Source organism: Bradyrhizobium sp. LjRoot220 (genome assembly GCF_964252915.1).
Lineage (GTDB): Bacteria > Pseudomonadota > Alphaproteobacteria > Rhizobiales > Xanthobacteraceae > Bradyrhizobium.
On sequence record NZ_CAXUPS020000014.1, the window covers coordinates 37,926 to 59,070 of the forward strand.

Annotated in this window: 18 protein-coding genes and 1 other RNA gene; 4 read left to right on the forward strand and 15 right to left on the reverse strand. The window is 64.0% G+C overall.

What is annotated here, in order from left to right; genetic code table 11:
- Window positions 1-57 precede the first annotated feature (57 nt).
- Window positions 58-966 carry a LysR family transcriptional regulator gene (locus tag ACSQ84_RS33790; protein ID WP_436216076.1) on the forward strand — a complete coding sequence of 303 codons (909 nt, stop codon included), beginning with the start codon at window positions 58-60 and terminating at the stop codon, window positions 964-966.
- Window positions 967-975: 9 nt separating this feature from the next.
- On the opposite strand, the gene murG is transcribed toward ACSQ84_RS33790, so the two are convergent.
- Window positions 976-2,076, reverse strand: a complete 1,101-nt coding sequence (gene murG, locus ACSQ84_RS33795; RefSeq protein WP_436216077.1) for an undecaprenyldiphospho-muramoylpentapeptide beta-N-acetylglucosaminyltransferase — start codon at window positions 2,074-2,076, stop codon at window positions 976-978.
- Window positions 2,077-2,284: 208 nt separating this feature from the next.
- Window positions 2,285-3,436 (reverse strand): putative lipid II flippase FtsW, encoded by a 1,152-nt coding sequence (gene ftsW, locus ACSQ84_RS33800; protein ID WP_436216078.1) that lies wholly within the window; start codon window positions 3,434-3,436, stop codon window positions 2,285-2,287.
- Between the two features lie 232 nt (window positions 3,437-3,668).
- Here ftsW and ACSQ84_RS33805 point away from each other — a divergent pair, with 232 nt between their 5' ends.
- Entirely contained in the window at window positions 3,669-5,015 is a 1,347-nt protein-coding gene (locus ACSQ84_RS33805; protein ID WP_436216079.1) for a GDSL-type esterase/lipase family protein, read from the forward strand.
- Between the two features lie 9 nt (window positions 5,016-5,024).
- Here the strand turns inward: ACSQ84_RS33805 and ACSQ84_RS33810 are convergent, their stop codons facing one another.
- The 9 genes from ACSQ84_RS33810 to rsmH form a co-directional block, all read right to left on the reverse strand.
- Window positions 5,025-5,504: a hypothetical protein gene (locus ACSQ84_RS33810; RefSeq protein ID WP_436216080.1), complete on the reverse strand. Its 480-nt coding sequence runs from the start codon at window positions 5,502-5,504 to the stop codon at window positions 5,025-5,027.
- Window positions 5,501-6,166, reverse strand: coding sequence for a nucleotidyl transferase AbiEii/AbiGii toxin family protein (locus tag ACSQ84_RS33815; protein ID WP_436216081.1), 666 nt, complete (start codon window positions 6,164-6,166; stop codon window positions 5,501-5,503). The genes ACSQ84_RS33810 and ACSQ84_RS33815 overlap by 4 nt, the downstream gene beginning before the upstream one ends.
- 379 nt (window positions 6,167-6,545) lie before the next feature.
- Window positions 6,546-7,946: a UDP-N-acetylmuramoyl-L-alanine--D-glutamate ligase gene (gene murD / locus ACSQ84_RS33820; protein ID WP_436216082.1), complete on the reverse strand. Its 1,401-nt coding sequence runs from the start codon at window positions 7,944-7,946 to the stop codon at window positions 6,546-6,548.
- A gap of 4 nt (window positions 7,947-7,950) precedes the next feature.
- Window positions 7,951-9,057 carry a phospho-N-acetylmuramoyl-pentapeptide-transferase gene (mraY, locus tag ACSQ84_RS33825; RefSeq protein ID WP_436216083.1) on the reverse strand — a complete coding sequence of 369 codons (1,107 nt, stop codon included), beginning with the start codon at window positions 9,055-9,057 and terminating at the stop codon, window positions 7,951-7,953.
- Window positions 9,058-9,224: 167 nt separating this feature from the next.
- A complete protein-coding gene (locus ACSQ84_RS33830; protein WP_436216084.1) occupies window positions 9,225-10,607 on the reverse strand; it encodes a UDP-N-acetylmuramoyl-tripeptide--D-alanyl-D-alanine ligase in 1,383 nt (460 codons plus the stop codon).
- Window positions 10,604-12,061, reverse strand: a complete 1,458-nt coding sequence (locus ACSQ84_RS33835) for a UDP-N-acetylmuramoyl-L-alanyl-D-glutamate--2,6-diaminopimelate ligase (protein ID WP_436216085.1) — start codon at window positions 12,059-12,061, stop codon at window positions 10,604-10,606. The genes ACSQ84_RS33830 and ACSQ84_RS33835 overlap by 4 nt, the downstream gene beginning before the upstream one ends.
- A gap of 44 nt (window positions 12,062-12,105) precedes the next feature.
- On the reverse strand, window positions 12,106-13,863 hold the full coding sequence (locus ACSQ84_RS33840) for a peptidoglycan D,D-transpeptidase FtsI family protein (RefSeq protein ID WP_436216086.1): 1,758 nt from the start codon (window positions 13,861-13,863) through the stop codon (window positions 12,106-12,108).
- On the reverse strand, window positions 13,860-14,252 hold the full coding sequence (gene ftsL / locus ACSQ84_RS33845) for a cell division protein FtsL (RefSeq protein WP_436216087.1): 393 nt from the start codon (window positions 14,250-14,252) through the stop codon (window positions 13,860-13,862). Before ftsL ends, ACSQ84_RS33840 begins: the two co-directional genes overlap by 4 nt.
- 2 nt (window positions 14,253-14,254) lie before the next feature.
- Window positions 14,255-15,250 (reverse strand): 16S rRNA (cytosine(1402)-N(4))-methyltransferase RsmH, encoded by a 996-nt coding sequence (gene rsmH / locus ACSQ84_RS33850; RefSeq protein ID WP_436216088.1) that lies wholly within the window; start codon window positions 15,248-15,250, stop codon window positions 14,255-14,257.
- A 555-nt stretch (window positions 15,251-15,805) separates the two neighbouring features.
- Here rsmH and ACSQ84_RS33855 point away from each other — a divergent pair.
- Window positions 15,806-16,675 (forward strand): N-acetylmuramoyl-L-alanine amidase, encoded by an 870-nt coding sequence (locus ACSQ84_RS33855; RefSeq protein ID WP_436216089.1) that lies wholly within the window; start codon window positions 15,806-15,808, stop codon window positions 16,673-16,675.
- A gap of 134 nt (window positions 16,676-16,809) precedes the next feature.
- On the opposite strand, the gene ACSQ84_RS33860 is transcribed toward ACSQ84_RS33855, so the two are convergent.
- The gene (locus ACSQ84_RS33860; protein WP_436216090.1) at window positions 16,810-18,042 is read right to left on the reverse strand and encodes an RNA polymerase sigma factor; all 1,233 of its coding nucleotides are present in this window, start codon (window positions 18,040-18,042) and stop codon (window positions 16,810-16,812) included.
- A 102-nt stretch (window positions 18,043-18,144) separates the two neighbouring features.
- Window positions 18,145-18,495: a YciI family protein gene (locus ACSQ84_RS33865; RefSeq protein ID WP_436216091.1), complete on the reverse strand. Its 351-nt coding sequence runs from the start codon at window positions 18,493-18,495 to the stop codon at window positions 18,145-18,147.
- 138 nt (window positions 18,496-18,633) lie between these two features.
- Here ACSQ84_RS33865 and rnpB point away from each other — a divergent pair.
- Window positions 18,634-19,057, forward strand: an RNA gene (gene rnpB / locus ACSQ84_RS33870) — RNase P RNA component class A.
- Window positions 19,058-19,325: 268 nt separating this feature from the next.
- Here rnpB and ACSQ84_RS33875 read toward each other — a convergent pair.
- On the reverse strand, window positions 19,326-20,054 hold the full coding sequence (locus tag ACSQ84_RS33875) for an alpha/beta hydrolase (protein WP_436216092.1): 729 nt from the start codon (window positions 20,052-20,054) through the stop codon (window positions 19,326-19,328).
- Window positions 20,055-20,166: 112 nt separating this feature from the next.
- Window positions 20,167-21,132, reverse strand: coding sequence for an AraC family transcriptional regulator (locus tag ACSQ84_RS33880; protein ID WP_436216093.1), 966 nt, complete (start codon window positions 21,130-21,132; stop codon window positions 20,167-20,169).
- Window positions 21,133-21,145 lie beyond the last annotated feature (13 nt).

Sequence of the window (21,145 nt, forward strand, 5' to 3'; positions counted from 1 at the left end):
GACGACATTCATGAATTAGAATGCCAACAGGAACATCATTTATGAATTGAAGTCACAATGTCTCGATTGGATGTGAATCGGTCCGGCGAAATGGAGGTTTTCGCCCGGGTGGTGGAGTTGGGCGGGTTCTCGGCGGCGGCAAAAACCTTCCGGATGACGCCGTCGGCGGTAAGCAAGCTGGTGGCGCGCCTCGAGGCCAGGCTGGGGGTCCGCCTGATCAACCGTTCGACCCGCAAGCTGCAACTGACGCCGGAGGGTGCCGCCTATTACGACCGCGTGGTCCGCATCCTCGATGACATCAGTGGTGCGGAACGCGAAGCGGCAATCGGCGCCACCCCGCAAGGTCGGCTGCGGATCAACAGCAGCGTGCCATTCGGGCTGCATCGCCTGTTGCCACTGGTTCCCTCTTTTCTCGCGCGTTATCCCGGAATTTCCGTCGATATCGCTCTCACCGACATCGTCGTCGACCTGATGGAGGAGCGCGCCGATGTTGCGATCCGAGTGGGGCCGCTTCGTGAATCGCGATTGCTGGCGCGCAAGCTCGGCGAAAGCCGCATGGTGGTCGCCGCATCGCCGGCGTATCTGGCGCGGAACGGCACGCCGCAAACGCCGGCCGAACTCGCCACGCACAATCTGCTGGGCTTCTGTTTTCCCAAACAGTTTGATGGCTGGCCTTTTCTCGATGGCAAGGGTGGCGTAGTCACCGTACCTCCCATCGGCAGCGTGCTGATCAGTGACGGCGAGGCGATGCAGCAACTGGCCATCGCCGGAACCGGCATCGCGCGGCTCACCCGCTTCCATGTCGAGAACGAGATCAAGGCCGGCCGGCTGGTGCCGGTGCTGGAGGCCTTCAATCCCGGCGACCTCGAAGTGATTCACGCGGTATTCGTTGGTCACGGCGGCCAGCTCCCGGCGCGCGTCCGCGCGTTCCTCGATTACCTCGTCGAGAACGTTCGGCTGGACTGAAGCGAGACGTCAGATTGCGGCGACCTTCACAACCAGATCGGCCAGCCGCTCAGCCGCATCCAGCCTGCCGACCGTGCGGGCGGCGGCGGCCATCGCGGTCAGCCTGGCCGGTTCGGCGGCGAACGCGGAAATTTCGGAAGCCAGACGGTCCGGCGTGAATTCCGTCTGCGCGATGCGCAGCGCGCCGCCGACCTTGTCCAGCACGCCGGCATTGGCGAACTGGTCCTGATCGATCGCGCCGGGCAGCGGCACCAGAATAGATGGCCGGCCGATCGCAGCGAGTTCGGCCACGGTACCGGCGCCGGAGCGCGAAATCACCAGATGGCTGGAGGCCAGCCGCGCCGGCAAGTCGCTAAAGAACGGTGCGAGTTCGGCGTTGATCTTGAGCCGGTCGTAGATCGCGCGCACCCGCGCCATGTCTTCTTCGCGCACCTGTTGCGTCAGCATCAGCCGGCTCCACAACACCGGCTCCAGCCGCTCGATCGCCGACGGCACAATGTCGCTCATCACGCGCGCCCCTTGGCTGCCACCGACGACCAACAGTCGCAGCGGCCCGTTCGCCTCGGGCGATGCAAAAGGTATTGCGGCCGCGGCCAGGATCGCCGGGCGCATCGGCGTGCCGACCGTGGTTGCCTTGCCGGCCAGCGCCGGATCGCGATCGAGCACGCCCGGCAGCGAGGTCGCGATCGCATTGACGCGGCTCGAGAGAAACCGGTTGGCGCGGCCGAGCACGGCGTTGGCGTCGTGAATGAGACTGGGCACGCCGAGCCATCTGGCCGCCAGCAGCGGCGGCAGCGTCGGATAGCCGCCGAAGCCGATCACGGCCGCGGGCTTCAGTCGCCGTACCAGATTGAGCGCGATGAGGCCGCCATAACCGAGCATGATGGCGGTGCGCGCCAGCGAGATCGGGTTGCGGCTGCGCACGGTCTCGCTCGGCACCACATCGATATTGTCCTTGGAGAACAGGCCGCTATAGCGCAGCGCGCGGGCATCGGTCGCGAGCCGCACGCGAAAGCCGCGTTTGATCAGCTCGACGCCGAGCGCTTCGGCCGGAAACAAATGCCCGCCGGTGCCGCCGGCCGCGAGGAGGATCAGGGGGGAGGTATCCATGGAGGTTCAAATAGCCGATGGCGCGGCTCCAGTCACGCCCTAGACGGGAATTCTCGCGCAACGGCCTCGCCGTCATCCTGAGGTGCGAGCGCAGCGAGCCTCGAAGGATGGGCCACGGGCCGTACTCATCGTTCGAGGCGCGCAAGAGCGCACCTCAGGATGACGGGGAGACTGTGCAGCGCGACGCCGATCTAAAGTCAGCACGCCGTCACGCGTAGCTGCGCACCGCGTTGGCATTGTTCTGGGACTCGATCTCGGTGCGCGGCCGCTGCCGGGTCAGCGCCAGCATCATGCCGACGCCATAGGCCAGCGAGATGATCGAGGAGCCGCCATAGGAGATGAACGGCAGCGTCATGCCCTTGGCGGGGATCAGCTGCAGATTGACTGCCATATTGATGGCGGCCTGCACGCCGAACAGAATGGCGAGGCCGGAAGCGGCAAACCGCGAGAACATGTCCTCGCTGGCATAGGCGCGCAGCAGCGTGCGGATCACGACAAAGGCGAACAACGTCACCAGCACCAGGCACAGGATGATGCCGAATTCCTCCGCCGCGACCGCGAACACGAAATCGGTATGGCTGTCCGGCAGGCTGCGCTTGGCGATGCCTTCGCCGGGACCGAGGCCGAACCAGCCGCCGTTCAGGAACGCGTCCATCGCCATGTCGAGCTGGAACGTGTCGCCCGAGCCGGGGTTCATGAAGCGCTTGATGCGGTGCGCGACGTGCGGCACCAGCAGATACGCGCCGAACAGTCCGGCGGCGGCGGCGCCGGCAAGGCCAGCCACCCAGATCATCCGCATGCCCGCGATGAAGAACAGCGCGCCCCACACCATCAGGACCAGCATGGTCTGACCGAAATCCGGCTCCATCACCAGCAGCGTCACCAGCATCAACAGCAGCACCATCGCCATCGAGGTCGCCGGCATTTCCGGCCGCTTGGTCGATTCGGCGAACAGCCACGCCGCGATCACGACGAAAGCGGGCTTGGCGGATTCGGAGGCCTGGATATTGACGCCGAGCAGCGTGATCCAGCGCCGCGACCCCTTGACCTCGGCGCCGAACACCAGCGTCGCCACGATCAGCGCGATCGAGACCGCGAACACCAGGAGCGCCGCGCGGCGGATATGCTTCGGGGACATGAACGACACCCCGATCAGCACGATGAAGGACGGCAGCAGGAACAAGACGTGGCGGCCGAAGAAATGGAAGGGATCGAGCCCGATCCGTGTCGCCACCGGCGGGCTCGCCGCCAGCGACAGGATGACGCCGGCCAGCACCAGCCCGAGGATCGCCGCGAGCAGCAGTCGATCCACGGTCCACCACCATTCCGAAAATGGGGTGCGTTGGTCACGGGCAAGCATGGGCGTCCCCAAATGGCAGAGGTAACGTCCATTGGTGGGGCAGGATGGTTTATGGGGGGTTAATGGACCATCTCAAATTTTCGGTTTCACGATTTGCACCCGCGGCTCTAGAGTCCTGTTCCGATCAGAATCGGAACAGGATTCGAGATTTGACGCGTTTTCTTGACGCGAACCGGTATCCACTTCGCTGGAAAACGCACTAGGGTGGGCCCAAAATCACAAGGGGGAAACCATGCAATCGCTCACCTGTCTCGTCGCGGCGTCGCTGCTGGTCGCATCGCTTCAGGGCGCATCCGCCAAGGAAGAGAACTGGGTGGTGTCATGGACGGGTTCGGTCCAGGGACCCTACCCCGTCGGCAACCCTTCCGCCCAGCCTGACCAGAAATTTGCGTTCCCCGATCCTGCGGCCGGCGCGCGGGACCAGACTTTTCGCCTGATCGTGCGGCCCGATTTGTGGGGCCGTCAGGCTCGCCTCCGTTTCAGCAACGCCTTCGGCACCAGGCCCGTGACCTTCGACGGCGTTTGTGCCGGCCTGCAATTGGGCAGTGCGGCGCTGCTGCGCGGCTCCAATCGCCTGGTGACGTTTGGCGGCAAAATGTCCGTCACCGTCCCGCCCGGCAGTTCGGTCTGGAGCGACCCGGTCACGCTGCCGTTGGCAGGGCAGCCCGACAACCTCGCCGGTCGCAAGCTCGCGGTGAGCTTTCACATCGCCGGCGAAAGCGGTCCGATGACATGGCACGCCAAGGCGCTGACGACGTCCTACGTCACCGCGCCCGGCGCCGGATCCAAGAGCACCGTGGAGGACGAGGCGGCATTTCCGTATACGACCGCGTCATGGTTCTTCCTCGATGCCATCGAGATGACGGCGCCGACCGACGCCTTCGCGATCATGGCGTTCGGCGATTCCATCACCGACGGCACGGCGTCTACCATGAACGGCGACGACCGCTGGCCCAACGTGCTCTCGCGCCGCCTCAAGGCGATCCATGGCAACAAGGTCGCGGTGGTGAATGGCGGCATCGGCGGCAACCAGATCGCCGGTCCGGCCGAGTACGGCGCAAACAAACCGTTCCCCGGCGGCCCCGCATCAGGCCAGCGGCTTGAGCGCGACGTGCTGACGCTGTCGGGCATCTCCAGCCTGATCTGGCTGGAAGGCATCAACGACTTCAGCAAGAACGGCAACGCCGAAAGCGACAAGGTCATTGCCGCGATGAAGGAAGGCGTCGCGCGGCTGCGCGCAAAATGGCCGCATGTGAAAATCATCGGCGCCACCGTGACGACGGCATTGGGCAGTTCCAGCGCAGCGCATGGTTTCGCCGAACAGGACGCCAAGCGGAAAGCGCTGAACGACTTCATCCGCACGTCAGGCACATTCGACGGCGTGATCGATTTCGACAAGGCGACGCTCGATCCGCAATCGGGCGGCCTCAAGCCGGAATTCGTTCCCGACAGCACGACAGGAGGCGCCGGCGACAAGCTGCATCCCAATCGCACGGGTTATCTGGCGATGGGCCAGGCGATCGATCTCGATCTGTTCAAGCCGGTGCGTGCAAGTCGGAGTGCGAAGTCGAAGGAATAGAGCGATGGATCATTCGTACTCTATCTTGATGTCACCAACGCTCCGTTCGCGCTTATAGAACGTATCGCCGCCAGGAATGAGACCTATTCTGACAGCATGCTCGCCACTCCAGGCGGCGACGACGTTCTGGTTACCGCGAACACTGAAAAACGGTGGGGGCGCTGCGGGCGAGAGGGACGCGCCGGTTGAAGCAATGCTCGCGTGCGTACTGTCGGGTACCGTCGCCCCGCACTCTTTTCTGAATGTTATGACTGACTTGCTCCCGTCCGGGGATGGGGTCGAAGTCAAATGGAGAATGCGACATTCACCGAATTTGCTGAAGGCAGAATCGAGATAGAGAAAGGCGCCGCCAATCAAACCGAATAGTGCAACGATGAAAACTCCGACCGAAAGCCGCTTCCGCATCGTCACACCACCGCCTTCACACCCGCCATCGCCATAACCGGATCGCGGAACGTCGCGCCGTTCTGCGCCCCCATCCGAAGTCATCGAACCGGAAGCAATCCCTTCAACAGACAGACATCAGGCACGTCGGAAACCCGGTCTCGGGCAGTCCGAAGCAGGTCTTGATCGGTCTTGGGAAGAGACGGCAAATCGCCGTCCTTGAAGAAACCCAGGGCCTTGAGAGGAAGCGCGGGATCTCTTCGGTAGTTCGCGGTGAATGCCCCCAACGCCTTTTCCAGCGAAACGCCGGCTGACAACATCGCTGAGATGTCGCGATAATCCTTGGCTTCAGCCCGGTCCAAAATTGCCTTCAGCTTGGTGGCAAGCAGGTCCTCGAGCGAAGCAACCACAAGCACCCGATCCCTCGTTCGGAGCGGATCATTGATGCGGCCCAGCGTTAGTCCCCCGAAGAAGGATACCTTGACCAGGCCGGATGGCATCGACACGTCCATGACAAGGGTATTTTCGTCTTCCTGAATGGTCCACGCATTTCGGACAAACTGAAAGCTTGCCTCAATCCGCGCTTTCTCCAGGGGCTCGGCCTTGAAGAAATCGAAATCGATCGAGACGCGATGGCCCAGATGGAGCGCGACGGCAGTGCCGCCATACAGTACCAGGGACAGATCGGGCGCTGGAGCGAGCTGGGGCCAGATCTCCTTCTGGGCCGGCGGAAGGATTTCGATCCGAGGGTCAAACGGGTCCGACATGGAACGATCTCACCGGAGCTGCATCGGGTATCGAGCGGCCGGTAGCTCGCATCAAGCGGCCACGCCAAAACTCCCATGAACGCTCGTCAATCCATCCCGGCTCGGCCCGAAGCATCGTCTCGGCGAGCCGATCGTAGCCAAGCATTCGCTCCAACCGCCGCACCTCCGCGAAACCTGCCATGCTCATCGCCTGGGCCAGGATTCTTGCATCCGAACGGGGCTCCGAACCGACAGGCTCCCACCAGAAAAACCTCTTCTCCAGTTCCGACAAAAATCCGTTGGGGAGGCCACTGGTCAATGAAGTTTCCATAGCGAAAACTTAGCACGAGCGACCAAACGAAGCCAGCCGCCGCGCATGCTGGCCGGACGGACCTGGCCATCACACCACCGGCTTCACGCCCGGCATCGCCGTGACGAGATCGCGGAACCTGGCGCCGCGGATTTCGAAATTGCGGTACTGGTCGAACGAGGCGCAGGCCGGCGACAGCAGCACCACGGGATCGGTGAGGCCTGAGGCTTCGGCGTCGCGCGCGGCGCTGGCGACGGCGACATCGAGCGTTTGCGAGATCTCGTGCGGCACGCGGGTCCCGAGCGTACCGGAAAATTCCTGCGCCGCTTCGCCGATCAGGTAAGCCTTGCGGATGCGCGGGAAATATTCGGTGAGGCTGGTAATGCCGCCGAGTTTCGGCTTGCCGCCGGCAATCCAGAAGATGTCAGCGAATGACGACAGCGCATGCGCCGCGGCGTCCGCGTTGGTGCCTTTTGAATCGTTGACGAACAGCACGTTGCCGCGGCGGCCGACCTGCTCCATGCGGTGCGCCAAACCGGGGAAACTGCGCAGGCCGTTCTGCAGGACGTCGGTCGAGATCCCCATCGCCAGCGCGCAGGCCGAGGCGCAGGCGGCATTCTGCGCATTATGCAGGCCGCGCAATGAGCCGATGCCGCCGAGCAATGCGATTTCGCTGCGCGCGCCACCGGAGGCACGGACGATGGTTTCGCGCTCGACATAGATGCCGTCGGCCAGCGGGTTCCTGACGGAGATGCGCACCACGCGCTTGCCGGCCTGATCGAGCCGGTCGGCGATGTTGCGGCACCAGCCGTCGTCGACGCCGACGATGGCGGTGCCCTGCGGCTGCACGCCGGCCACCAGGCGCGCCTTCACCGCCGCGTAATGCTCCAATGTGCCGTGGCGGTCGATATGGTCTTCGCTGACATTGAGCAAAATGCCGACGGAGGGATCGAGCGAGGGCGCCAGATCGATTTGGTAGGACGACATCTCGACCACATGCACCCGCCCCATCCGCGGCGGTTCCAGCGACAGGATCGCGGTGCCGATATTGCCGCCCATCTGGGTGTCGTAACCGGCGACCTTCATCAGGTGCGCGATCAGCGCCGTGGTGGTGGATTTGCCGTTGGTGCCGGTGATGGCGACGAACGGCGCGTCCGGTGCGTGACGCCTTCGTTCCCGGCAGAACAATTCGATGTCGCCGATCACCTCGACGCCGGCCTGCCGCGCCATCAGCACCGACCAATGCGGCGCCGGATGGGTCAGCGGTGCGCCGGGGGTCAGGATCAGCGCGGCGAAATTATCCCAGGGGACGTTGCGCAAATCCGCCGTCGTAAAACCGTCCTGCGCCGCCTTGGCGACGTTGTCGGCGCTGTCGTCAGCAGCGATCACCTCCGCGCCGCCGGCCTTGAGGGCGTGGCAGCTGGCGAGCCCGGATCCGCCGAGCCCGAAGACGGCAACGGTCTTGCCGGCGAAGGAAGTGACGGGGATCAAATTATCACCGCAGCTTCAGCGTGGAGAGGCCGGCCAGTGCCAGCATCACCGAGATGATCCAGAACCGGATCACGATCTGCGGTTCGGTCCAGCCCTTCTGCTCGAAATGATGATGCAGCGGCGCCATCCGGAATACGCGTTTGCCGGTCAGCTTGAACGACACCACTTGCACGATGACCGATACCGCTTCCAGCACGAACAGACCGCCGATCACGGCCAGCACGATCTCGTGTTTGACCGCGACCGCCGTCGCCCCCAGCATGCCGCCGAGCGCGAGCGAGCCGGTATCGCCCATGAAGATCGAGGCCGGCGGCGCGTTGAACCAGAGGAATCCGAGGCCCGCGCCGAGCACCGCGCCGCACAGCACCGCGAGTTCGCCGGTGCCGGCGACGTATCTGATCTGCAGGTAGTCGGAGAATACAGCGTTTCCGGTCAGATAGGCGATCATGCCGAAACTGGCGGCCGCGATCATCACGGGAACGATCGCGAGGCCGTCAAGGCCGTCGGTGAGGTTGACCGCGTTGCCGGCGCCGACGATGACGAAGGCGCCGAAGATCACGAAGAACCAGCCGAAATTGAACACCATGTCCTTGAGGAAAGGAATCGCCAGCGACGTCGACGTCACATCGCGCCCGAGCCGCACCAGCGCATAACAGGCGATCAACGCGATCAAGCCTTCGATGGCGAGACGAAACTTGCCGGCAAAACCGCTGTGGGTCTGTTGCGTCACTTTCAGATAATCGTCGTAGAAGCCGACGAAGCCGAAGCCGAGCGTCACCGCCAGCACGATCCAGACATAGGGGTTGAGCGGGTTGGCCCACAGCAACGTCGAAACGACGAGGCCGGACAGGATCATCAGCCCGCCCATCGTCGGCGTGCCCTTCTTGGCGATGATGTGCGACGCCGGGCCGTCGGTGCGAATCGGCTGCCCCTTGCCCTGACGCAGCCGCAGATGATCGATGATCCAGGGTCCGAACAGGAACACGAACAGCGCGCCCGTCACCATCGCCCCGCCGGTGCGGAAGGTGATGTAACGGAATACGTTGAGGAGACCGCGCAGAAAAGAGAAAGCGGGGACGGTGTTGGAAAGTTCGATCAGCCAGTAAAACATTCAATATGCCCTATTGCGCGGCTTGGTTGCGCCGTCTTGCCGGGTAAGCGCATTGCAAGCGCGTTGACAATCGTTTTCATCCCAGGAACCAAGCAATTCCTGGTCATGATCGCGGCGGCACATCAGCGAATCACCGCTGACATCACGGGTGGGTCGACCCGGCCAGTTTACGCTTTTGCCTGTAAGGCGGCCAGCAGCTTGGGCACAAACTTGTTGACCCAGAACATCTTTTTGCTGCCCTTGACCACCACGACGTCACCGCTTTGCAACAATGCGGCGACTTTCTGCGGCTCCAGCGTGGCGGGGTCTTCATGCCAGCCGAGCGCGTGATGGGCCGGCAGCAGGTCGTACAGATGGCGCATTAGCGGGCCGACACAATAGACGCCGTCGATGCCGGGCAGATCCTTGGCCAGCCTGACATGATAGGCCGGCGCGTCGGGGCCGAGTTCCAGCATGTCGCCCATGATGGCGATCCGCCGGCCGGACGCGACCGGCCGCGCCTTCAGGCTGTCGAGCGCCGCGACCATGCTGGCCGGGTTGCCGTTGAAGCTGTCGTCGATGACGGTCACGCCGGCGGCGGTCTGCTCGACCCCGCGCCCGGTCATGATGCCGACCTTGCCGAGTTCTTTGGCGAGTTCCGCAGCATCGAGGTTGGCGGCATGGACCGATGCCAGCGCGGCCAGCGCGTTCTGCAGGCGGTGCGGCGCGCCCGGCGTCAGGCCGAACGAAATCTCCTTGCCACCGACCTGCGCTGAAACGTCCCAGCTTTCGCCATGCGCGGTGCGATTCAATTCGCGCACCTCGGACGTGCCACCGAAGCGGACAAGCCTGCCGTTCCATTCCGGCGCTTCGACTTCGGTCGGCAGCACCAGCACGCCATTTTGCGGGAGGCCCTGCGCGATGCTGACCTTTTCGCGCCGGATCGCCTCCAGGCTGCCGAGCTTTTCCAGATGCACCGGTTGTACGTTTACCACCAGCGCCACGGTCGGCTGCGTCAGTTCGCTGAGCCGCGCGATTTCGCCGGTCTGGTTCATGCCCATTTCCACCACCCACAACGAGGCGCTGGGGCTGGCATTGCACAGCGTCAGCGGCACGCCCCAGAAATTATTGAAACTGCTCGGGCTGGCATAGGCGTTCGGATAGGCGGCGAGGAATTCCTTGGTGCTGGTCTTGCCGGCGCTGCCGGTGAGCCCAATGACAGACCCCTTGAACCGCGCCCGCGCCGCGCGCGCCAGGCCCCAGAGGCCGTCGATCAGCGTATCCTCAACGATCAGCTGGGGAACGCTGACGCCTTCGATCTTGTGCGGCACGATCATCGCCACGGCGCCGGCGGCTTCCGCCTTGTCGGCGAATTCCCAGCCGTCGCGCGCGCTGGCGAAACTCGAAATGAAGCCGCCGCTCGGCGTGCCGCTGAGCGCCACGAACAGGCATCCGGGCTTTACCAGCCGGCTGTCCTGCGTGACGAAATCGATCGCGGTGTCGGGAAACTTCCCGGCCACGCCTAAAGCCCGGGCCACTTCGGCGATCGTCCACAACGGCGCAGCGCTCATGTCGTCCTCTCCGCGAGCGCGGCCGCGACCGCGTCGTGATCACTGAACGGCAACGTCTTGTCGCCGACGATCTGGCCGGTCTCGTGACCCTTGCCGGCGATCAATAGCGCGTCGCCCGGCTGCAACGCCGCAATGCCGGCCTTGATGGCTTCCGCGCGATCGCCGATGTCATCGGCGCCCTTGGCGGCGTCCAGGATGGCGGCGCGAATTTTTGCCGGATTCTCGCTGCGCGGATTGTCGTCGGTGACAATCACATGATCGGCGTTCTCGACCGCGATCGCGCCCATCAGCGGGCGCTTGCCGGCGTCACGGTCGCCGCCGCAGCCGAACACCACGACCAGCTCGCGCCTGGCATAAGGCCGCAGCGCCTGCAGCGCCTTCGCCAGCGCGTCCGGCTTGTGCGCGTAATCGACGAAGATCGGCGCACCATTATGCTCGCCGACCTGCTCCAGACGCCCTTTGGCGCCTTCGAGATGTTCGAGGCTGGCGAGCACCGCCGCAGCCTCGCTACCGGTCCCGATCGCGAGCCCCGCCGCGACCAGCGCGTTCTCGATCTGGAATTCGCCGACCAGCGGCAGCTTGATCAGGTGCCTGCGCCCGCGATGTTCAAGCGTCAGCTTCTGCGCAAAACCATCGACCACGGCGTCGACCAGACGGATGCCCTCACCCGCCTCGTCGGCGTTGCGGCCGACGGCGATGATCCGCAGTTTCCGTTCCCGCGCGGCGTCGATCACTTGCCGCGAGCAATCATGATCGGCCGAGATCACGGCCGCACCGTCGGCCGCGATGAGATCGCGGAACAAGCGCAGCTTGGCGGCGAGGTAATGCGCCACGTCAGGATGATAATCCATGTGGTCGCGCGTCAAATTGGTAAACCCGCCGGCGGCGATGCGCACGCCATCGAGCCTGTATTGGTCGAGCCCGTGCGACGACGCTTCAAAGGCGAGGTGGGTGACGCCATCACCTGCGATCTCGTCGAGCTGGCGATGCAGCGCGATCGGGTCCGGCGTCGTCAGCGACCCATAGACCGTGCGTTTCGGCGACACCAGGCCGATGGTGCCGATGCTGGCGGAGGCGTGGCCGAGCTGTTGCCAGATCTGGCGCGTGAACGCCGCGACCGAGGTTTTTCCACTCGTGCCGGTGACGGCTGCGATCATCTGAGGTTGCTTCGGATAGAATCTTGCCGCCGCCAGCGCCAGCGCGCGGCGTGGATTTGGCGTCGTGACAAACGGCACGCGGCAATCCTTGATCGGGTGATCGCCCACGATCGCCATCGCGCCCGAGGCGATGGCTGCATCGACAAAGCGCGAACCATCGGTCTTGCTGCCGGCGAGCGCAAAAAACAAATCGCCGGGCTTCACCGCGCGGCTGTCCACCGCCAGGCCCGTGACGTCGAGCGCTTCCGCCTGCGGCTCGATCGCAGCATCATTGCTGAAGAGGTCGCGAAGTCTCATGTCTTCCAGTCCGGCCGGCGCAGCTCGGCGCTTGAAATAACGCCTTACTGGGTTGTCTTCGATGCCGCAAGAATGAGGCGCTCGGACGGCGGCAAATCGAAGCGCGGTTCGACGCCGAGCAGCGGCCCGATACGGGCGATCACCTTGCCGCCGGTCGGCACCGCGTTCCAGCCCGAGGTGATAAAACCGTGCGTTTCCGGCAGCGCCTTCGGCTCGTCCAGCATGACCAAGAGCTGAAATTGCGGGTTGTCGGCCGGAATCACGGCGGTAAATGAGTTGAGCACCTGCTTCTTGGAGTAGCGTCCGCCGACCACCTTTTCCGAGGTGCCGGTCTTGCCGCCGATATAATAGCCTTTCACGTCGGCTTTCTTCGCGGTTCCGATTTCAGCGTTCAGCCGCATCAGATAGCGCATCTTGTCCGACGTTTCGGTCTTCAGCACCTTCTTGCCGATCGCTTTGGCTTCTTCTTCCGAGCGCTTGAGGAAGGTCGGCGGGATCAGGTAGCCGCCGTTGACGACCGCGTTGATGCCCATCACCGCCTGCAACGGCGCAACTGCAATGCCGTGACCGAAGGCAATGGTGATGGTGTTGAGTTCGCTCCAGCGCTTCGGCACGATCGGCGACGCGCTCTCCGGCAATTCGGTGCGCAGCCGGTCCATCTGGCCGAGCTTTTTCAGGAACGCCTTGTGCGCCTCGACGCCCTGCCCCAGCGCGATCTTGGCCGCGCCGACGTTCGAGGAAAACGTGAATACCTCCGTCAGCGTGATCGAGCGGCCGACGGGATGCGTATCGTGGATGGTGAATTTGCCGAATTTCAGCGTACCCCGCCCGTCATACAGCGTGTTGAGGTTGGCCTTGCCGGAATCCAGCGCCATCGCCAGCGTCAGCGCCTTGAAGGTCGAACCCATTTCATACACGCCGGTGGTCAGGCGGTTGATGCGGTCGGGGTCGTGCACCTCTTTCGGGTTGTTCGGATCGAAGTCCGGCAACGACACCAGTGCGACGATCTCGCCAGTCCTGACATTGGAGACGAGGCCGGAGGCGGCCTTGGCCTTGTACTTCTCCTTCGCCTTCATCAGTTCGTCGCGTAGCGCATGCTCCACGCGCAAATCGATCGACAATTCCACCGGCCGCTGCAGCCGGTCGGTGGCGAAGCCGGCGCGGTGCAGATCGGCCAACCCGTTATTGTCGAGCCATTTCTCCATCCCGGCGATGCCCTGGTTGTCGATATTGACCAGGCCGATCAGATGGGCGACCGAGGCGCCGGTCGGATAGACGCGCTTGTTCTCGCGCAGGAAGCCGATGCCGGGAATGCCGAGACGATGAATGGCCTGCTGCTGCTTCGGCGTGATCTCGCGCTTCAGCCAGGCAAAGCCCTTGCGCGACGACAGCCGCTCGCGCACCTCAATGGTGTCGAGGTCAGGCAGTGTCGCGGTCAGGAGTTCGATCGCTTCGTCCTTGTCGATGATGCGGCGCGGCTCGCCGAACAGGCTGGGCGACTTGACGTCGGTCGCCAGGATCTCGCCGTTACGATCGACGATGTCGGGCCGCGCCGTGGCAATCGCGTCGCGCGAGCCGGTGCGACCCGCGGTGTGGCTGTCGGCGCCGATCGCAAACATGACGAGGCGTCCGGCGAGAATGGCATACACCACGGCGAACGCCAGCACGGCAAATCCGACGCGGGCCCGCGCCTTCGCGGCGCGATCGACGTTGCGCCCGTAGAGCAGGCTGCGGATCAGCCGCTGCCGCCAGGGTTCGGCAGGCCTTGCGGGTTTGGTGGTCACAAGCGCCCGGTCGGTCATTGCTGATCTCCCGGCGCGGGCACGGAGCCGGTCACGGTCGATGCATCGGCGGCGGCCTCGATGGTATTGATCATCGCGCCGATCGGATCGGGCGCGCCCGGCCTGGCAAAGCTGGGCGGCCGCTCCGGCAAATTCTTCAACTGGTCATACTGCGTGGCGACCAGCGGCTTCAGCGGCAAATGCCGGTCGGCAAGGCCCTGCAGCCGCAGCGGCGCGTCGAGCTTGGCCCATTCCGCGCGCAGCGCTGCGATAGCGTCGCGCTGCTCGCGGATTTCCGCGTTCAGCCGCAGCACACGCTCGGTGCGCGAGGTCGATTCCATCTTGATGCGGTAGACATAGGAGGCGGCGAACACCAGCATGCCGATCACGAGGAGGTGGATGATCCGCATGATCAGCCTCCCCTCATGACGCTGTCGATGGTCGGCCATGCCGGCAACGCGCTAGCGGCATGCGCCGGTGCCGCGGTGCGCTCGGCGCCACGCAGTTTTGCCGATCGTGCACGCGGATTGGCCGCGATCTCTGCTTCGCCGGGCGTCACCGGCCGCTTGGTCAGGATCTGGAAACTCGGCACGGCCTGCGCGACCTCAGGCAGATGCCGCGATCCGCCGCCGGACTTGCCGCGCTGGTTAAGGAAATCCTTGACGATGCGGTCTTCCAGCGAATGAAACGACACCACGGCGAGCCGGCCACCCGGCTTCAGCACGCGTTCCGCCGCTGACAGCGCGAGATGCAGCTCGTCGAGTTCCGCGTTAACGAAAATCCTCAAGCCCTGGAACGTCCGCGTCGCCGGATGAATTTCGTTCGGCTTGGAGCGCACCACCTTGCCGACGATATCGGCGAGCGCCTTCGTGGTCGTGATCGGCGCTTCCTTGCGGGCGGCGACGATGGCGCGCGCGACGCCGCGGGAGTGACGCTCTTCGCCGAAGATGTAGATGATGTTGGCAAGATCGGCTTCGGACGCTTTGGCGACCACATCGGCCGCGGTCGGGCCGTCATGACCCATCCGCATGTCGAGCGGGCCACCAAGCCGGAACGAAAAGCCGCGCTCGGCCTGGTCGAGTTGCATCGAGGAGACACCAACGTCCATCACGACGCCATCGATGGCATCAATGCCCTGCGCGGCGCAGACCTCGGCGAGCTTGGAGAAGCGGTCTTCGACCAGGGTCAGCCGGCCGCGGGATTGATCGACCAGATCGAAGCCGCCTGATATCGCCGACCGGTCGCGGTCGATGCCGATCACCCGGGTTCCATCGGTTTCCAGGATCATCCGGCTATAGCCGCCCGCCCCAAAGGTGGCGTCGACATAGATGCCGCCGTCGCGGGGGGTGAGCATCTCGACCGCCTCACGGCCGAGAACGGAGATATGACGGGAGGCAGCCGCGGTCATTCGCCGGCCTTCGGCGTATTCCAGCGTATAGAACGGAAACTGGACGCCAACGGGCCCATTGCGCCTCAAATCCCTGCGCTTTGCCGGGTTGTTCCGGCCAAAAAACCGCTGCGAGGCGCGACTGTTGTTATCAGCTCCAGCCCGCAAACCCTGTTTTCCGGACGGAATTTGCTGGGCTGCCATGGCTTTTCGAGCGTGAAAGAGGGCCTCGGCCGTCCCCAAAACCGGTTCGGCTCTTCATTACTTAGTAACGGCACTTAGCGTTAAGAAAGCGTTGACGATCGGCCGCGGCTTTTGCGCGCTTTCTAGTCAATTTTTGGGCCGTGATGCCCCGGCTCACTGGCACACCCAGTGATGCCCCGGCTCACTGGCGAGCCCGGTGATGCCCGGCTCACTGGCAGAGCCAGTGATGCCTGCCGCACACAGTCCGGCAAAATGCGAAACCGGGCCCGGCTGCCGGATTGCGCTGATGACAAGGTAAAGGAATAGTAAACTCAGTTCATTTTCTGGAATTCGCGGGTTGCCGCTCTCCTGCCCGGTTTGGGTTGATATATAATGGCCTCTGGTTCGTTCACGTCTGGCGGTATTGATTCGAAGCGTCAACGCGCCCTTCCCATTCCCAGGGCCAACGCGGACATGAAGACTTTTACCCCGGATTCCTCGATTGCCTCCGACGTGATCCCGTCGGCGAATTATGGCGACCGCAACAAGGGGCGCCTGCCCGACATGATCCTGCTGCACTACACCGGCATGCCGGATGTGGAAGGCGCGATCGCCCAGCTCTGCACCCCGGGAACCGACGTATCGGCGCACTACATCGTGCTGGAAGACGGCCGCATCGTACAATGCGTGCCGGAGAGCAAGCGCGCCTGGCATGCCGGCGCCTCGTTCTGGGCCGGGGAAGAAGACATCAACTCCTGTTCGATCGGAGTCGAGATCATCAATCGCGGCCACGACTGGGGCTATCCGGATTTCCCGCTGCGCCAGATCGCCGCCGTGATCGCGCTGTGCCGCGGCATCATGCTCCGCCGCAACGTACCGCCGCATCGCGTGCTCGCGCATTCGGACGTCGCACCTGCGCGCAAGAAGGACCCCGGCGAAAAATTCCCGTGGCATTCGCTGGCCAATTCCGGCGTCGGCCATTGGGTGCAGCCGGCGCCGATCGTACGCGGCGAAACGCTCAAGCTGGGCAGCATCAGCGATGACGTCGCCGGTCTGCAGACTGCCCTGGCCCGGTACGGTTACAACGTGCCGAACCACGGCAAGTTCGACGGCCCGACCATGGAAGTGGTCACCGCGTTCCAGCGCCACTTCCGTCCCGCCCGCGTCGATGGCATCGCCGATCTTTCGACCATGAACACACTGCACGCGCTGCTCGCGAGTTTGCCGGCTGATGCGACGCCGACGTCCGTGGCCGCGAAGTAAGCAAGGCGAGATTTTTCAACCGTCATTGCGAGCGCAGCGAAGCAATCCATGCTCCGGCTAGGCGGGCTATGGATTGCTTCGCGGAGCCTGTCATCGGGCGCGCGTTCGCGCGACCCGTTGGCTCGCAATGACGACTAGAGTTCCGCCATCCGCCGCGCATAAAGTCGCCGCAACGGCTCCAGTTGCGTCGCTGATGTCGCCGCCTGATAGGCTTCTTGCGCCGCATCGCGCCGGCCCAGGCGGCGCAGCAGATCGGCGCGGACCGCCGGCAGCAGTTCATAGCCCTTCAATCCGCCGCGCGCCTCCAGCGCGTCGATCAGGTCGAGCGCCCGCGCCGGCCCGTCGACCATCGACACCGCGGCGGCATGATTGAGTTCGATCACCGGCGAGGGGCTGATCCGCAGCAACACTTCATAGAGGCCGGCAATCTGCGGCCAGTCTGTGTCCTGGTAATTGGGCGCGCGCGCATGCAGCGCGGCGATCGCCGCCTGCACCGCATAGGATTGCGGCCGCCCCGGAATCCGCAACGCCTCTTCCACCAGCTTCAGGCCCTCCGATATCTGGGCTTGATTCCACACCGAACGGTCCTGCTCTTCCAGGAGCACGATGTCGCCGCCCGCGGTCTGGCGGCCGGCGCGGCGTGAATCATGCAGCAGCATCAGCGCCAGCAATCCCTTGATCTCGCCGCGGCCGGGCATCAGCGTGTCGAGCAGCCTCGCCAGCCGGATCGCCTCGCGGGCCAGATCGGGCTGCATCAGGTCTTCGCCCGAGGTCGCGACATAGCCTTCGGTGAAGACCAGATAGATCACCGCGAGCACGCCGCGCAGCCGCGGCTCCAGCGCTTCGCGTTCCGGAACTTCGTAGGCGATGCCGGCGAGGCGGATCTTCTGCTTGGCGCGAACCAGCCGCTGCGCCATTGCGTCTTCGCTGGCGAGAAACGCGCGCGCGACCTGTGCCGTCGAGAGCCCGCACACCGTGCGCAGCGTCAGCGCCACCTGCACTTCCGCGGCAAAGGACGGATGGCAGCACGTGAAGATCAGCCGCAGCATGTCGTCGTCGAGCACGCCGTCCGTGGACTCGCACGGTTCCGACGCGCTGAGCAGGATTTCGCGCGTCAACTCCTGTTGCTTGCCGCGAAACGCGACGTTGCGGCGAACGCGATCGATGGCCTTGTTGCGCCCGACATTGACCAGCCAGGCCCGCGGATTGGCCGGCACATCGGCGATCGACCAGCGCTCCAGCGCCACCGCGAACGCGTCCTGCAGCGCATCCTCGGCAAGATCGAAATCGCCGACGAGGCGGATCAGGGTCGCCAACGCCCTGCCCGCCTCATCGCGGAATATTTTTTCGATCTCGATGGGGGTCATCGGGGAGCGCTACTAACCACCGTCGTTCCGGGGCGACGCGAAGCGTCGAACCCGGAACCTCGAGATTCCGGGTTCGCTTCGCGCCCCGGAATGACGAGAAACCTAGTCATAAACCATGACCGGCCGCACCTCGACCGACCCCGTCCTGGCGCCGGGAATGCGCGCGGCGATCGCCAGCGCGGTATCGAGATCCTTGGCCTCGACCAGATAATAGCCGGCAAGCTGTTCGCGCGTCTCCGCGAATGGACCATCCGTGGTCAGCGTCTTGCCGTCGCGAACCCGCACCGTGGTCGCGGTCGTCGTCGGCTGCAAGCCGTCGCCGGCCTTGAAATGGCCGCTCTGAACGATGGATTGGGTGTATGCGCCGTATTCCGCCGTCAATGCCTTGCGCGCCGCGGCGTCCATTTTGCCAAACTCGGCCTCGTTCTGATAGATTAGCAACAGGTACTGCATCTCATTACTCCTCTTGATCGGCTGGATCGCCGACACCCAGTCGAACGGGCGGCACGCGAAACGACATTTTCAGGATAGTTTATTTTGCGCGGGTTGGTGGCTTGACGCCACGGCCCGGAGCCCCCATGCCTTTAGGCGTCAGTCGGCCGGACGGCCGCTCCCGCTACGGTCGAAAGGCTGCGGGAGAGGAAAGTCCGGGCTCCATCGACATACGGTGCCGGATAACGTCCGGCGGGGGTGACCCCAGGGAAAGTGCCACAGAGAACGAACCGCTCCCCACCCGAAAGGGAGGGGCAGCAAGGGTGAAAAGGTGCGGTAAGAGCGCACCGCGGGTCCGGCAACGGAACCGGCATGGCAAACCACACCGGGAGCAAAACCGAATAGGGACGGCAACGCGGGCCGTTCGCGAAAGCGAAAACGCCGCAGGGCGATGTCAGGCTCGCCGTCCGGGTAGGTTGCTCGAGGCCATGTGCAAACATGGTCCCAGAGGAATGGCCGTCACGTATCGTCCGCGCAAGCGGGCGGTGCCCTACAAAACCCGGCTTACAGGCTGGCTGATGCTCTAAAGCGTTTTCGAGCGAAGTGGACTTCCGGTTCGCGTGAAGAAAACACGTCTAGAGGACGAAGAAATGAGGGGTTCGGCGTAACGCGCCGGACCCCTCGCCATTCGAGCCGCAGGCCCCGGACACAAAATCGCGAAAACAACCCCATGCAAAGATAGAAGGGGCCCCAGAGCGTTTTCCAGCGAAGTGGATACCGGTTCGCGTCAAGAAAACGCGTCAAACCAAGAATCTAGAGCCCCGTTCCGATTCAATCGGAACGGAAAGGCTCTAGTCGCGGGCCGCCTCGCCGATCGCCTGTGCCAGCCGCGCCGGGTTGCTGAAGAACATTTCGTGGCTGCCGTCGCACTCGACGAGGCGGAACAGGCCCAGACGCTCCGACAATCGCGGATGCCATGGCAGGCTGTGCGGCATGGCGATGTCCTGCCGGCAATTGACGTAGGACTTGCCGATCGGCAGTTCCGCCAGCGGACGCTTTAGTGCGATCCTGTCGGTAAATGTCTTGTAGGGATGCGGGTTGAGTTTGGCGAACGCGGACTTGGCCAGTTCGAGGTCGGCGTCGTTGATGAAGGCATCGCGCCAGATTTCAAACGGCAGCATGACGGCGTTGTTGTTGGCCGCAGCCACCGCATCGAACAGCCCCACATAGTGCGGCGGCACCATGTCGTTGAGACACTCCCCGTCCAGCGGGACGAAGGCATTGACATAGACGAGGCGCTTGATCCTGTCCGTCAAACGGTCGGCGACGCCCGAAATCAGCATTCCCCCATAGGAGTGGCCGACCAGCCGGATGTCCCGCAGATTGTTCGCTTCAATGTAGGCAACAACCGACGAAATCGCCTGATCGAGCCCGATCCTGTCGCGGTCGTCGTCCTTGTTGTTGCCGGCAACCGTCGGGCAATGCACGACATGACCGGCTTTTCGCAAGTGCCCTGCGACCGCTTCCATCTCGGCACCGGTGTGCCACGCCCCGTGAACAAGGACATACAGGTCCGTCATTCCCATCTCCCCGATTTTGAAAAATCAGAGATTGATAGGAATAACATTCCCCGGATGGCTGAATCCGGCCACGGCCATTGACGATTTACGCCAGCGGCATTTCAGAAACGGGTCAGCGGTGCCGCCGGAACGCGCCCGGCGTCATGCCGAGATGTCGGCGGCATTGCCGGATGAAATGCGATGGATCGGGCAAACCGACCCGCAACCCGATTCCACCGACGCCGATGTGATCGAACCTCGGCTCGCTCAGCATCCGGCGCGCAGCCGCCATCCGGCACTCGTTGAGCAGTCCGCTAAACGTCAGGCCTGACTTGTTGAGACAGCGATGCAGCGTGCGCTCGGAGACACGCAGATGCCCCGCGACGGTCGCAGCGGTCAAACCCGGCTCGGCGTAGAGCAGCCGAATGGCACGGCCGATCTGGTCCAGCAGCTTCGTGGCGTCGCGCGCCTCGGACGGCGTGGCCGGAATCTCGCTCTCAAACGCCAGTGCCAGCAGCGCGCCAAGCTGGTCAGTCAGAACCCGCGCTGGCAGCGGCCGCTCGATCGCCAGTTGGGGCGTCAACTGGCAAGCAAAGGCGCTGAGCGCCGCGCCCCAGCCGGCACGGCCGTCGATACGCTGTCCGATGCGCCGCTCGGGATCGGTGATCCATGAATCGACCCATGCGATCGGCAACTCCAGCGACAGCGTGTTCGCGGTCACCGGAAAATTGAATTCATAGCAGCGCCGGGAGTCCAGCAGCACGAGATCGGCGGGCTGCAGGCGCGACGCGTGGCCGTTCTGCATGACCGTCCAGTCGTTGTCGGTTTTGCAAAGCAAATAGTAGAAGTTCGATGCGCTGCGCGCCAGGCTGGCTTTCCTGCGGTAGACGTGCTGCGCCGAGCCCTCGACGCGATTGACCCCGATGGTGTCCAGCTGCCCGCGCTGAACCGAGCAGTCGAAGTCCGACCTGACTGGCGTCGTGATATCCATCTCGAGAAAGCATTCGCAGACGGCGCCAATCCAATAGTCCAGACGTCGTTCCGGCTCGACCAAGCCGGTCGACCATTTCTCGATGACCGCCGTCGTCCTGGCCGCCATAGCTCCGACCTCC

Bases quoted from the DNA above. Each gene is read 5' to 3' on its own strand.
- ACSQ84_RS33810 (WP_436216080.1), bottom strand. From the start codon at position 5,504: ATGACTTCGGATGGGGGCGCAGAACGGCGCGACGTTCCGCGATCCGGT.
- ACSQ84_RS33860 (WP_436216090.1), bottom strand. From the start codon at position 18,042: ATGACCCCCATCGAGATCGAAAAAATATTCCGCGATGAGGCGGGCAGG.
- ACSQ84_RS33855 (WP_436216089.1), top strand. From the start codon at position 15,806: ATGGCCTCTGGTTCGTTCACGTCTGGCGGTATTGATTCGAAGCGTCAA.
- ACSQ84_RS33865 (WP_436216091.1), bottom strand. From the start codon at position 18,495: ATGCAGTACCTGTTGCTAATCTATCAGAACGAGGCCGAGTTTGGCAAA.
- ftsL (WP_436216087.1), bottom strand. From the start codon at position 14,252: ATGCGGATCATCCACCTCCTCGTGATCGGCATGCTGGTGTTCGCCGCC.
- ACSQ84_RS33840 (WP_436216086.1), bottom strand. From the start codon at position 13,863: ATGACCGACCGGGCGCTTGTGACCACCAAACCCGCAAGGCCTGCCGAA.
- rsmH (WP_436216088.1), bottom strand. From the start codon at position 15,250: ATGACCGCGGCTGCCTCCCGTCATATCTCCGTTCTCGGCCGTGAGGCG.
- ACSQ84_RS33875 (WP_436216092.1), bottom strand. From the start codon at position 20,054: ATGACGGACCTGTATGTCCTTGTTCACGGGGCGTGGCACACCGGTGCC.
- ftsW (WP_436216078.1), bottom strand. From the start codon at position 3,436: ATGCTTGCCCGTGACCAACGCACCCCATTTTCGGAATGGTGGTGGACC.
- ACSQ84_RS33815 (WP_436216081.1), bottom strand. From the start codon at position 6,166: ATGTCGGACCCGTTTGACCCTCGGATCGAAATCCTTCCGCCGGCCCAG.
- mraY (WP_436216083.1), bottom strand. From the start codon at position 9,057: ATGTTTTACTGGCTGATCGAACTTTCCAACACCGTCCCCGCTTTCTCT.
- ACSQ84_RS33790 (WP_436216076.1), top strand. From the start codon at position 58: ATGTCTCGATTGGATGTGAATCGGTCCGGCGAAATGGAGGTTTTCGCC.
- ACSQ84_RS33880 (WP_436216093.1), bottom strand. From the start codon at position 21,132: ATGGCGGCCAGGACGACGGCGGTCATCGAGAAATGGTCGACCGGCTTG.
- ACSQ84_RS33830 (WP_436216084.1), bottom strand. From the start codon at position 10,607: ATGAGCGCTGCGCCGTTGTGGACGATCGCCGAAGTGGCCCGGGCTTTA.
- ACSQ84_RS33805 (WP_436216079.1), top strand. From the start codon at position 3,669: ATGCAATCGCTCACCTGTCTCGTCGCGGCGTCGCTGCTGGTCGCATCG.
- ACSQ84_RS33835 (WP_436216085.1), bottom strand. From the start codon at position 12,061: ATGAGACTTCGCGACCTCTTCAGCAATGATGCTGCGATCGAGCCGCAG.
- murG (WP_436216077.1), bottom strand. From the start codon at position 2,076: ATGGATACCTCCCCCCTGATCCTCCTCGCGGCCGGCGGCACCGGCGGG.